The 13,016-nt window shown below is 59.5% G+C and carries 10 protein-coding genes; 2 read left to right on the top strand and 8 right to left on the bottom strand.

Features of this window, described 5'->3' with window-relative positions:
* Positions 1-77: 77 nt before the first annotated feature.
* From HKK55_RS15315 to leuC, 7 genes are all read right to left on the bottom strand, one after another.
* Positions 78-1,088, bottom strand: coding sequence for an aspartate-semialdehyde dehydrogenase (locus HKK55_RS15315; RefSeq protein ID WP_169355450.1), 1,011 nt, complete (start codon positions 1,086-1,088; stop codon positions 78-80).
* Positions 1,089-1,547: 459 nt separating this feature from the next.
* Complete coding sequence (locus tag HKK55_RS15320) at positions 1,548-2,573, bottom strand: IS110 family transposase (RefSeq protein WP_169353046.1); 1,026 nt, start codon at positions 2,571-2,573, stop codon at positions 1,548-1,550.
* 121 nt (positions 2,574-2,694) lie between these two features.
* Positions 2,695-3,807 carry an aspartate-semialdehyde dehydrogenase gene (gene asd / locus HKK55_RS15325; protein ID WP_169355451.1) on the bottom strand — a complete coding sequence of 371 codons (1,113 nt, stop codon included), beginning with the start codon at positions 3,805-3,807 and terminating at the stop codon, positions 2,695-2,697.
* A gap of 64 nt (positions 3,808-3,871) precedes the next feature.
* Entirely contained in the window at positions 3,872-4,954 is a 1,083-nt protein-coding gene (leuB, locus tag HKK55_RS15330) for a 3-isopropylmalate dehydrogenase (RefSeq protein WP_169355452.1), read from the bottom strand.
* Positions 4,955-5,006: 52 nt separating this feature from the next.
* Positions 5,007-5,771 carry a class I SAM-dependent methyltransferase gene (locus HKK55_RS15335; RefSeq protein ID WP_169355453.1) on the bottom strand — a complete coding sequence of 255 codons (765 nt, stop codon included), beginning with the start codon at positions 5,769-5,771 and terminating at the stop codon, positions 5,007-5,009.
* A 132-nt stretch (positions 5,772-5,903) separates the two neighbouring features.
* A complete protein-coding gene (leuD, locus tag HKK55_RS15340; protein WP_169355454.1) occupies positions 5,904-6,548 on the bottom strand; it encodes a 3-isopropylmalate dehydratase small subunit in 645 nt (214 codons plus the stop codon).
* A gap of 10 nt (positions 6,549-6,558) precedes the next feature.
* Positions 6,559-7,977: a 3-isopropylmalate dehydratase large subunit gene (leuC, locus tag HKK55_RS15345; protein ID WP_169355455.1), complete on the bottom strand. Its 1,419-nt coding sequence runs from the start codon at positions 7,975-7,977 to the stop codon at positions 6,559-6,561.
* 146 nt (positions 7,978-8,123) lie between these two features.
* On the opposite strand from leuC, the gene HKK55_RS15350 reads away from it, so the two are divergent.
* Both HKK55_RS15350 and HKK55_RS15355 read left to right on the top strand, forming a co-directional pair.
* Positions 8,124-9,014 (top strand): LysR family transcriptional regulator, encoded by an 891-nt coding sequence (locus HKK55_RS15350; protein WP_169355456.1) that lies wholly within the window; start codon positions 8,124-8,126, stop codon positions 9,012-9,014.
* Between the two features lie 63 nt (positions 9,015-9,077).
* Positions 9,078-12,356, top strand: coding sequence for an EAL domain-containing protein (locus tag HKK55_RS15355; protein ID WP_169355457.1), 3,279 nt, complete (start codon positions 9,078-9,080; stop codon positions 12,354-12,356).
* A 159-nt stretch (positions 12,357-12,515) separates the two neighbouring features.
* On the opposite strand, the gene HKK55_RS15360 is transcribed toward HKK55_RS15355, so the two are convergent.
* Positions 12,516-12,854, bottom strand: coding sequence for a hypothetical protein (locus HKK55_RS15360; RefSeq protein ID WP_169355458.1), 339 nt, complete (start codon positions 12,852-12,854; stop codon positions 12,516-12,518).
* Between the last annotated feature and the right edge of the window lie 162 nt (positions 12,855-13,016).

A 13,016-nucleotide genomic window follows, 5' to 3' on the forward strand; every position in this document is an offset into this window, starting at 1 on the left:
GGCGCGCAATTTTTTCTGCACAGGGCCAAGCATAGCGCCTGGCTAGAATCAATCTACAAATTGACGCCAAGTATCTTTTACACAAGGTCTTTTATCAACAACTGCGCCAGTTGCACGGCGTTGAGCGCGGCACCTTTGCGTACGTTATCTGACGCCAGCCACAGATTTAGTTCCGCAGGATCATCAACACCTGCACGAACCCGCCCCACATAAACCACGTCCTGGCCGACGGCATCGCCCACGGCGGTAGGGTAATCACCCGCCTCCACCAGCTCGACACCTGGAGCCGCCTCCAACGCCTGATTGACCGCCTCCAGATTGACCGCAGCGCCCAGTTGCAACGACACACTCAAGCTATCGCCAAAAAACACCGGGGCTTGAACGCAGGTGACGGAAATTTTCAGTAAAGGCATATCCAGGACCGCGCGCAACTCGTGCACCAGGCGTTTTTCCAGGGCGGTATGCCCCTGAGCGTCCGGGGTGCCGACCTGAGCCAACAGGTTGAACGCCATCTGCCGATCAAAGAATTTTGGCTCCAGCGGGCGCACATTCAGCAGCTCAGCAGTTTGCCGGGCCAGCTCGCTCACTGCCTCGCGCCCCTGGGCCGAAACGGCCAGGTTGGCGGTAACGCTGACACGCTGGATATCCAACAAGCCGCGCAACGGTGCCAGCACCACCGCCAAGGCAGTGGCCGATGGGCTTGGACTGCTCAGTTGAAACGGCTTCTTCAGGGTGCTCAAGACATGAGCATTGGCCTCCGGCACTACCTGTGGCGCCTGATCGGCCGGCAACGCGCCAGACAGGTCGATCACCCCACAGCCGGCAGCGGTAGCCCGCGGGGCGAAGCTCAAGGTAACGGCCGGGCCGGCAGCGAAGAACACCAGTTGCACCTTGCTGAAGTCAAACTCGTCGACTTCCCGCACCCGTACATTCTTGCCGCGAAACGGCACTGAATGCCCGGCCGACTCACTGCTGGCCAACAAGTGAAGCGTGCCTACCGGGAACTCCAGCTCTTCGAGCACCTGCACCAAGGTTTCGCCCACCGTGCCGGTGGCGCCGATTACGGCAATATCAAAGGTCTGGGTCATGGGGGATACCTCGGGTGATACGGGGGGAGCGGCACTTTACCGGGTGGCTGGAGGTGAGGCAATTGGCCTGGGGTGTCGGGCGCGGCTGATGACCTCATCGCGGGCAAGCCCGGCTCCCACATTGACCGAGTTGTACTTGAAGAAATGCCATCAACTGTGGGAGCCGGGCTTGCCCGCGATGAGGCCCGAAAGACCAATAAAAATCTATGGTCACCCCCATTTTTGCAATACTGATTAACGGGTGGTGTGGTTGGCTTGCTTAAATCTATCCGGCGTCTGTTTGGGGCATGCCCCAGCGCCACGATGAGAGTCGCGCCTGACGATCCTTAAAAACCCGTCGGCTTCTGAAGCCGATTTTTATGTCAGGATCTTCGCCAGGCCGGTGTGCCGTTCACATCATCTGTTGTTCAGCTATCGCAAAACCTGAAGGTGAATCGTGGTACTGCAACAACCGCGGGGTCAGGCGTTCAAGGCGTCTGGCCCTGCTTCATATTGCGTATGGTGAGCGGCTATCGCCCAAGCGATACGCGCCAGTTTGTTAGCCAGGGCACAGGCCACGACATTCGAATGTCGTCGACTTAGCAATGAGCGCACCCAATCGGCCAAGGCGCCTTTTTGGTGCTCCAGATTTTGCATATAGACCCTGGAACACTGCACCAACAGTTGTCGCAGGTGCTTGTCACCACGCTTGCTGATTCCCAGCAAGTTGGCCTTGCCACCGGTGCTGTACTGTCTGGGCACCAAGCCCACTGAGGCGGCAAAGTCCCGACTGCATCGGTACTGCTTGCCGTCGCCCATTTCTACAGCCAGCAGGCTGGCGGTGATCGGGCCGACACATGGAAGACTCAGCAAACGACTGCCCAGATCATCGTCGGCCAGTTGGCCCGCCAGCTCTTTGTCCAAGACCTTGATTTGCTCATCCAGGTAGGCAAAGTGGTCGTGCAGGCGTTGCAACAATATCGTCAGACGAACGGGTAATTCATGCTCGGCCAAGGCGCTCGCCAGACGCTTCATGATGGCCAACCCTTTGGGCAGACTGATCCCAAACTCCAGCAGGAAACCGTGCATCTGATTAGCCGTTTTGGTGCGGTCATGCACCAGCGATTCGCGCATCCGGTGTAGCACGGACAGGGTTTGCTGGGATTCGGTTTTAGGCGTGACGAAGCGCATAGATGGGCGCGAAGCGGCTTCGCAGATTGCCTCAGCGTCGACAAAGTCGTTTTTATTGCCCTTGACGAAGGGCTTAACGAACTGCGGAGAAATCAGCTTGGCCGTGTGCCCCATTGCCGCCAACTGACGAGCAACATAGTGCGACCCCGCACAGGCCTCCATCACCACGATACAGCTCGGCGAGTTGCCGAAAAACTGCATCATTTGCGTCCGTGAGCATTTTTTGCGAAACACCTCACAGCCCGACTTATCCTGGCCGTGCAGGTGGAAAGTATGTTTGCCGAGATCGATACCGATCAGTGCTGACTCGCTCATGATGATGGCCTCCGAAAACAAAACACCCCGTGAAAGCGTAGCCCTCACAGGGTGTTGGGGGTGACCATCTCATTAACCCGCGCCTGTCACCAGAACGCGGGTTTCTCATTACAAGCAGCGATTAACGCTCCAGCAAAATCCGCAGCATGCGGCGCAACGGCTCAGCCGCACCCCACAACAACTGATCGCCAACCGTGAACGCGCCCAGGTACTGGGTACCCATGTTCAGCTTGCGCAGACGGCCAACGGGCACATTCAGGGTGCCGGTGACCTTGGTCGGGCTCAGCTCCTGCATGCTGATGTCGCGGTTGTTCGGCACCAGCTTGACCCATGGGTTGTGCTGGCTGATCAGCCCTTCGATATCGGCAATCGGCACGTCTTTGTTGAGCTTGATGGTCAGCGCCTGGCTGTGGCAACGCATGGCGCCGATGCGCACGCAGATGCCGTCCACCGGGATCGGGCTCTTGAAGCGACCGAGGATCTTGTTGGTCTCGGCCTGGGCCTTCCACTCTTCACGGCTCTGGCCGTTCGGCAGCTCTTTGTCGATCCATGGGATCAGGCTACCGGCCAATGGCACACCGAAGTTCTCGGTCGGGTAGGCCTCGCTGCGCATGGCTTCGGCAACCCGGCGGTCGATGTCGAGGATCGCGCTGGCCGGGTCGGCCAGTTGATCGGCGACAGCGGCGTGGGTGGCGCCCATCTGCTTGATCAGTTCACGCATGTTCTGCGCGCCGGCACCGGAGGCCGCCTGATACGTCATGGCGCTCATCCACTCCACCAAGCCCGCTTCGAACAGACCACCCAGGCCCATCAGCATCAGGCTGACGGTGCAGTTGCCACCGATGTAGTTCTTGGTCCCGGCGTCGAGCTGCTGGTCGATGACCTTGCGGTTCACCGGGTCGAGGACGATGACCGCGTCATCCTGCATGCGCAGGCTGGAAGCGGCATCGATCCAGTAACCCTGCCAACCGGCTTCGCGCAGCTTGGGGAAGACTTCGCTGGTGTAGTCGCCACCCTGGCAGGTCAGGATCACGTCGAGGGTTTTCAGTTCTTCAATGCTGTAGGCGTCTTTGAGCGGAGCAATATCCTTGCCCACAGACGGCCCTTGGCCACCCACATTCGAAGTGGTGAAAAACACCGGCTCAATAAGATCGAAATCCTGCTCTTCCAGCATCCGCTGCATGAGCACGGAACCGACCATACCGCGCCAACCGATCAGACCTACACGTTTCATCGCAACTACACCTTGTTAAAAAGTGGGCCGCCTTGCAGCAACAACTGCAAGCGGGCCCGAGAGATTACAGATTCCGCAACGCGGCGACTACTGCGTCGCCCATTTCTTGCGTGCCAACCTTGGTGCAACCCTGCGACCAGATGTCGCCGGTGCGCAGGCCCTGGTCGAGGACCCGGCTCACCGCCTTCTCGATCGCGTCCGCCGCGTCGGTCAGGTTGAAGCTGTAACGCAACATCATCGACACCGACAAAATGGTCGCCAGCGGGTTGGCAATGCCCTGCCCCGCGATGTCCGGCGCCGAACCGTGGCATGGCTCGTACATGCCTTTGTTGTTGGCATCCAGGGACGCCGACGGCAGCATGCCGATGGAGCCGGTGAGCATCGACGCCTGGTCGGACAGGATGTCGCCGAACAGGTTGTCAGTGACGATCACGTCGAACTGCTTCGGTGCACGCACCAGTTGCATGGCAGCGTTGTCGACGTACATGTGGCTCAGCTCGACGTCCGGGTAGTCCTGGGCCACTTGTTCGACGATTTCACGCCACAATTGGCTGGAAGCCAGCACGTTGGCCTTGTCTACCGAGCAGACCTTCTTGCCACGCACACGGGCCATGTCAAAACCGACACGGGCGATACGGCGGATTTCGCTCTCGCTGTACGGCAGAGTGTCGTAGGCCTGACGCTCACCATTCTCCAACTCGCGCACGCCACGTGGCGAGCCGAAGTAGATACCGCCGGTCAGTTCACGGACGATCAGGATGTCCAGGCCCGCCACGATTTCCGGCTTGAGGCTGGAAGCATCGGCCAGTTGCGGGTACAAGATCGCCGGGCGCAGGTTGCCGAACAGGCCCAGTTGCGCACGAATTTTCAGCAGGCCGCGCTCAGGGCGGATGTCACGTTCGATCTTGTCCCACTTCGGGCCACCTACGGCGCCCAGCAGCACGGCGTCGGCAGCGCGGGCGCGGTCCAGGGTTTCGTCAGCCAGGGGCACGCCGTGCTTATCGATGGCGGCACCACCGATCACGTCGTGGCTCAATTCGAAGCCCAGGCTGTACTTGTCGTTGGCCAACTCCAGGACCTTGACCGCTTCGGCCATGATTTCCGGACCAATGCCGTCGCCTGGAAGAATCAGAATCTGCTTGCTCATGCTTTCCTCATTTCATCGGGCGACCCGCCCGCAGGCAGGTCGGGAAAAATTATTAGCGCTCGGCCCACACCACCAGCACGTCGGTGCTGAAGGTGCCGTCGGCTTGAATCTCGAAATAATCGCGGACTTCCTGCCCCATCGCCTGCTGCAACTCCAGGATCGCCGCGCGTAATACTTGCGGGGTGCGCATGCGCTCAACCCACGAGGTGTATTCCAGGCGCAGACGCTGGCGGCTGCTGTTGCGCACATGCAGACCGGCTTCGCTGATCTGGCGCATCCACTCGCCGGCGGAATAATCACGCACATGGCTGGTGTCGCGCAGCACTTCGACGGTTTGCAGGTAAGTGTCCAACAGCGGGCTGCCGGGTGACAAGACGTCCACAAAAGCCGCCACACCACCGGGCTTGAGCACTCGGCGCACTTCCCGCAGCGCCAGGCCGAGGTCACTCCAGTGGTGGGCCGAATAACGACTGAACACGAAGTCGAACTCGCCATCGGCGAACGGCAGGCGCTCGGCGGCGCCCAGCACCGTGCTGACGTTGTTCAGGCCACGATCTACTGCGGCGGCGGCCACGACATCCAGCATCTGCTGCGACAGGTCGTAGGCCACCACTTCTTTCACCAGCGGCGCGACGTGGAAACTGACATGACCGGCACCGCACCCCAAATCCAGCAGTCGTGCAGCGCCCTGCCCGGCCAGTTCGGCCTGTAGCAGCGCAAATTCGGTGCCTTGAGCGTGGACAGCGCTGCTCAGGTAGGCCGAGGCCTGTTCGCCGAATTGTTTTTGCACAACTTGGGTGTGGGCGGTGCTGGTCATAAGTGTTCCCTCAATGGGCCTTGTGGTGTTTGTTCTGGCCTCATCGCGGGCAAGCCCGGCTCCCACAGGGGAACGCATTCCAAATGTGGGAGCTGGCTTGCCTGCGATGACGGCGGTCCGGTCTACATCAAATCAAGCATCGCGAAACAACCACGGCTGGCTCGCCCGGTGCTTGGTTTCAAACGCGGCAATCGCGTCGCCGTCCTGCAAGGTCAGGCCGATATCGTCCAGGCCGTTGATCAGGCAATGTTTGCGGAACGCATCCACTTCAAAGTGATACACCTTGCCATCCGGCCGGGTCACGGTCTGCGCGGCGAGGTCGACGGTCAGCTCGTAGCCCGGGTTGGCTTCTACTTGCTGGAACAGTTCATCGACTTCGGCATCGCTCAAGATGATCGGCAGCAAGCCGTTCTTGAAGCTGTTGTTGAAGAAGATATCCGCGTAGCTCGGCGCGATGATGCTGCGAAAGCCATATTCTTCCAGGGCCCACGGCGCGTGCTCACGGCTGGAGCCGCAGCCGAAGTTTTCCCGGGCCAGCAACACGCTGGCGCCTTGGTAACGTTCTGCGTTGAGCACGAAATCCTTGTTCAGCGGGCGCTTGGAGTTGTCCTGGTAGGCATAGCCCACGTCCAGGTAGCGCCACTCGTCGAACAGGTTCGGGCCAAAGCCGGTGCGCTTGATCGACTTGAGGAACTGCTTGGGAATGATCTGATCGGTGTCGACGTTGGCACGGTCCAACGGCGCGACCAAACCGGTGTGTTGGGTAAAAGCTCTCATCGGGTATTCCTCAGATCAATTCGCGAACGTCGATGAAACGACCGTTGACGGCTGCCGCTGCGGCCATGGCCGGGCTCACCAGGTGAGTACGGCCACCGGCGCCCTGACGCCCTTCGAAGTTACGGTTGGAGGTAGACGCGCAGTGCTCGCCCGACTCCAAACGGTCCGGGTTCATCGCCAGGCACATGGAGCAGCCAGGCTCACGCCATTCAAAACCGGCCTCGAGGAAGATCTTGTCCAGGCCTTCGGCCTCGGCTTGGGCTTTGACCAGGCCCGAACCTGGCACCACGATCGCTTGCTTGATGGTCGACGCCACCTTGCGGCCCTTGGCGATCACCGCCGCAGCGCGCAGGTCTTCGATCCGCGAGTTGGTGCAGGAGCCGATGAATACGCGATCCAACTGAATGTCGGTGATCGCCTGGTTGGCTTTCAAACCCATGTACTTCAAGGCGCGCTCGATGGAACCGCGCTTGACCAGGTCGGTTTCCTTGGCCGGGTCCGGCACGTTCTGATCAACGGCGAGGACCATTTCCGGCGACGTGCCCCAACTGACCTGTGGCTTGATCTGGGTGGCGTCGAGCTTGACCACGGTGTCGAACACCGCGTTGGCATCGGACACCAGGTCTTTCCAAGCTTCGACCGCAGCGTCCCAATCGGCACCGGTTGGCGCGAACGGGCGGCCCTTGACGTAGGCAATGGTCTTTTCGTCCGCGGCTACCATGCCCACACGGGCACCAGCTTCGATGGACATGTTGCAGATGGTCATGCGGCCTTCGATGGACAGATCACGAATCGCGCTGCCGGCGAATTCGATGGCGTGGCCGTTACCGCCGGCGGTGCCGATCTTGCCGATCACGGCGAGGACGATGTCCTTGGCTGTCACACCGAAAGGCAACTCGCCTTCGACCGACACCAACATATTCTTCATTTTCTTGGCCACCAGGCACTGGGTGGCGAACACATGCTCCACCTCAGAAGTACCAATGCCGTGAGCCAGGGCGCCGAAAGCTCCGTGGGTCGAGGTGTGGGAGTCGCCGCAAACCACGGTCATGCCGGGCAAGGTCGCACCCTGCTCCGGGCCGATCACGTGGACGATGCCCTGACGCACGTCGTTCATCTTGAATTCGGTGATGCCATATTCGTCGCAGTAGTCGTCGAGGGTCTGCACCTGAAGGCGCGATACCGTGTCGACAATGGCCTCGATGCCACCCTTGCGCTCAGGGGTGGTCGGCACGTTGTGGTCGGGCGTGGCAATGATCGAGTCGACGCGCCAAGGCTTGCGCCCGGCCAGTCGCAGGCCTTCGAACGCTTGGGGCGAGGTCACTTCATGGATGATGTGACGGTCGATATAGATCAGCGACGACCCATCATCGCGCCGTTTCACTTCATGGGAATCCCAAAGCTTGTCGTAGAGCGTTTTGCCGGCCATCAGTCGGTCCTCATCAGCGTCTTTCTATGCCCTGGGCCTTGAACGATTCAATAACCCCTTGGCTTGTGAGGCTGATGCTATGGGGTTACATTAAATAACTCAAATTCATATTTTTCATGCTTTGGATAACTTAACGGAATACCACCATGGACCTGGCCAATCTCAACGCCTTTATTGCCATCGCCGAGACCGGGAGCTTCTCCGGGGCTGGCGAACGGCTACACCTGACGCAACCCGCCATCAGCAAGCGCATTGCCGGGCTGGAGCAACAATTGAAGGTGCGGCTGTTCGACCGCCTGGGCCGTGAAGTGGGCCTGACCGAAGCTGGACGTGCCCTGCTGCCACGGGCCTATCAGATTCTCAACGTACTGGACGACACCCGCCGTGCCTTGACCAACCTCACGGGCGAAGTCAGCGGGCGCCTGACACTGGCCACCAGCCATCACATCGGCCTGCACCGCCTGCCGCCGGTGCTGCGCACCTTCACGCGGGAGTACCCGAACGTCGCCCTGGACATTCAGTTTCTCGATTCAGAAGTGGCCTACGAAGAAATCCTCCATGGCCGCGCCGAAGTAGCGGTCATTACCCTGGCGCCGGAGCCCCACACGCTCGTTCGAGCAACGCCTGTGTGGGACGACCCGCTGGATTTCGTGGTGGCGCCGGAACATAGCCTGATCAACAACGGCACGGTCAACCTGGCCGATATCGCCCAGCATCCGGCGGTGTTTCCAGGTGGCAACACCTTTACCCACCATATTGTGCAGCGCCTGTTCGAGGCCCAAGGCCTGACGCCCAATATCGCCATGAGTACCAACTACCTGGAAACCATCAAGATGATGGTCTCCATCGGCCTGGCCTGGAGCGTGCTGCCGCGCACCATGCTCGACGATCAAGTGGCACGCATTGCTTTACCGGGCATACAGCTCAGTCGCCAGCTAGGCTATATCGTGCACACCGAACGGACGCTGTCGAACGCTGCGCGGGCTTTCATGAGCCTATTGGATGCACAGGTCGATCCGGCAGGGGTGCCGGCCTGAAGCCGTGCGGCCACAAAGCCTGAAAACCGCGCCGAACGCCCATTGAGCCAAGGCCCTTTGACAATGCGCAACCCCGCTGACCACACCCCACCGCTGCCTCGCATTCATGCGCTCGACCCGCAGGAGGCGGAGCAGAGCTGGGAAAGTGCCCCACAATTATTGGCCGCACTCAATGCCGCACGCCTGGGCGCCTGGTCCTGGGAAATCGACAGCGGGCGAATCAGTTGGTCACGAGGCACACAGGCACTGTTCGGTTTCGACCCCAAGCAACCGCTACCCAAGGACCTGGAATACCTCGACCTGCTGGCGGTCGAGGACCGCGCCAAGGTGGTCCGGGCCTTTCATGCGGTGCTGGCGGGTGAGCCCTTCGCACAGGCGATGCACCATCGCATTCAATGGCCCGATGGCAGCCTGCACTGGCTGGAAATCAACGGCAGCCTATTACCGGACAAGACCGGCCGCCGACGGATGATCGGGGTGATCCGCGAGATCACCCACCAGCGCGAACGGGAACAGGCCCTCAGCCACTCCGAAAAGCGCTTCGCCACGCTGTTTCACCTGTGTCCGAACATGGTGCTGCTGACCCGCCAGGCTGATGGCCAGATCAGCGAAGCCAACCAGTATTTCGAAAGCCTGTTCGGCTGGCCGGTGGCCGATGCCATCGGCCGTAGCACCCTGGACCTGGGCCTGTGGGTACACCCGGAACAACGCGCCTTGCTGGTCAAGGCCACCCAGCGCAAGGGCGAGCCCATCAGCATGGAGGTGCAGTTCCGCGCCAGCAACGGGCAGATTCACGACGGCACCCTCAGTGCGCAAAAAGTCGAGATGGACGGCGAGGCCTACCTGATCAGCACGTTCCTCGACACCACGGAACGCAAGAACGCCGAACAAGCCCTCAAAGACAGCCAGGAGCGCCTGGACCTGGCGCTCGACTCGGCGCAACTGGGCACCTGGGACTGGCACATCCCCACCGGCTTGCTTTATGGCTCGGCACGGGCCGCCCAATTGCACGGGCTGGAACCTCAACCGTTTCACGAGTCCTTCGACGCCTTTTTTGAAGGCATGCCCCATCAAGAGCGTGAAAGCATGCGCCATGCCTATCGCACGCTGCGAGAGGGTCCGGCGGGTAACTATCAGCTGACGTATCGAGTGCAACTGGAGGATGGCAGCTCCCGCTACCTGGAAAGCCGCGCCCGCCTCTATCGCGATGAGCAAGGTGCACCGCTGCGCATGGCTGGCACCTTGCTCGACATCACCGACCAGGTGGAGCGCGAACAACGCCTGAGCGCGTCCGAGGAAAAATTTGCCAGCCTGTTCCAGGCCAGCCCCGATCCAATCTGCGTGACGCGCCTGGAAACCGGCCAGTTCATCGAGATCAACCCAGCCTTCACTCTGACCTTCGGCTGGACCGCCGCCGAGGTCATCAACAGTAACGCGGAACAACTCGGCCTGTGGAATGAGTCCAGCCAGCGCCTGCAACGCATCGAGCAGGTTATCCGCGACCAGGCGCTGAACAATGTGGCGATCATTGTCCATCACAAGAATGGCCAAAACCTGACCTGTGTGATTTCCAGCCGCCTGATCAAGGTGGGTGAGCACCCCTGTATCGTCACCACCTTGCGCGATATCACTCAACAGCAGCGCTCGGAAGCAGCACTCAAGGCCAGCGAAGAGAAGTTCGCCAAGGCCTTCCATTCCAGCCCTGACGCGGTGTCCATCACCGAACGCGATACCGGGCGCTACCTGGAGGTCAACGACGGCTTCTGCCGCTTGACCGGCTATCGCGCACAAGAAGCCATTGGCCTGACGCTGTACCAGATTGGCATCTGGGCCGACGAGAACCAGCGTGCGGCGCTGCTGGCTGAATTGCAGATCAAGGGCCGCATTCATCATGTGGAAATGCTCTGGCACAACAAGCGTGGGGAGGTAATGGCGGTCGAGGTGTCAGTCGAGCCGATCACCCTTAATGAAACCGCGTGCCTGCTGCTGACTGCCCGGGATGTCAGCCTGTTGAAAAACGCCCAGGCGCAGATACGCCACCTGGCCTATCACGACCCACTGACCAACCTGCCCAACCGCGCGTTGCTGATGGACCGCCTGAGCCAACAGATCGCCCTGCTCAAGCGCCATAACCTGCGGGGCGCCCTGCTGTTTCTCGACCTGGATCACTTCAAGCACATCAACGATTCCCTGGGCCACCCGGTGGGCGACACGGTGCTGAAAATCGTCACCGCGCGCCTGGAAGCCAGTGTGCGCATGGAAGACACCGTGGCGCGCCTGGGAGGCGATGAGTTTGTGGTACTGCTCAGTGGCCTGGAAGGTTCGCGGGCGGAGGTCAGCAACCAGGTTCAGACGCTGGCCGACACCCTGCGCGAATTGCTGTCGGAGCCGATGTTCCTTGATGGCCACCGCTTGCAGGTCACACCGAGCATTGGTGTGGCGCTGATTCCCGATCACGGCTCGACACCGACTGACTTGCTCAAGCGCGCCGACATCGCCCTGTACCGCGCCAAAGACTCCGGACGCAACACCACCCAGATGTTCCATAACAGCATGCAGAAAACCGCCAGTGAACGACTGCGCATGGAGACTGACCTGCGCCTGGCCTTGTCACGCGGCGAATTCAGCGTGCATTACCAACCGCAAGTGGACGCCCGAGGCAATCGCATCGTCGGCGCCGAGGCCCTGGTGCGCTGGCAGCATCCGCAACTGGGCGCGCAATCGCCAGCCGAATTTATCAAGGTCCTGGAGGACAGCGGGCTGATTCTGGAAGTGGGCACCTGGATTCTCGACGAGGCGTGCGGAGCGTTCGCGCAACTGATTGCCGAAGGTTTGGTGGACCCGCTGAATTTCAGCCTTTGCGTCAATATCAGCCCCCGACAGTTTCGCCAGAATGATTTTGTCGAACGGGTGGAACGCAGCCTGCGGCGGTTCCAATTGCCATTCACGCTGCTGAAACTGGAAATCACCGAAGGCATCGTGATCCAGAACCTGGACGAAACCATCAGCAAGATGCGTCGCCTGAAAAAACTCGGTGTGAGTTTTGCGATGGACGACTTTGGTACGGGTTACTCGTCACTCACCTACCTCAAGCGGCTGCCGGTGGATGCGCTGAAGATTGACCAGTCGTTTGTGCGCGATGCGACACATGATCCTAACGATGCCGAGATCATTCGGGCGATTGTGGCGATGGCTCGAAGCTTGAACCTTGAGGTAATTGCCGAGGGGGTGGAAACGCCTGAGCAGCTAGCGTTCCTGCAAGGGTTGGGCTGCCATTTGTATCAAGGGTATTTGCACAGCAGGCCGCTGCCAATGGAGGGGTTCAAGCAGCTATTGGAATGAGCCTGGTAATTAAGCAGTCACCCTGCCAGGCAGAGTGACTGTGAACGCGCGCATTCGATTGCGCTTGGCCGTCGATGTAGACCCGCAATTCCATTTGGTAATAACCCTAGCTCCTGTTTCTACGATTAGCCTGAACATCTTCTCAAAAGAGAATCCATGCTAGGACTTTACAAACCAGTCCTTAAACAAATTCAACCCCATCACAAACTTCTTAATGCTGCTTGCAACATAAGACAACGCGTCAATCGCCTGCCCAATAAACTTTCCAAGCTCTGCCATAATTCCGGTTGGCTCCGCTGGCACCGACACAGGTGTTGCGGGTATTGGTACTGATGCCGGTGGTGCTATCACGAAGTGAGCAGGAAAACTAGCAGAGGCTTTATCCACCTCATGTCTAAAGCTGGATTTTTTTTCCGCGCAGCAATCCTCCCTCATTTTTTGTTCACTGTATTTTTCAACACCCGCAAAAAAACCACTCGACCGATAAGAATCTATCAAGATAAATCTCCCAACTAGCTATTATTCAGAATGAAAGCTGCATATTAACTATGCGACTCAGGCTTATCAGGTAATCACCAACCAAACCACACACGAAACATCAAATCATATCAACAAGGCAGAGATACCCCTCTAACAAAATCCTACGAAAGTCTCTGATCT

It is taken from the genome of Pseudomonas sp. ADAK18 (assembly GCF_012935695.1).
Taxonomy (GTDB): domain Bacteria; phylum Pseudomonadota; class Gammaproteobacteria; order Pseudomonadales; family Pseudomonadaceae; genus Aquipseudomonas.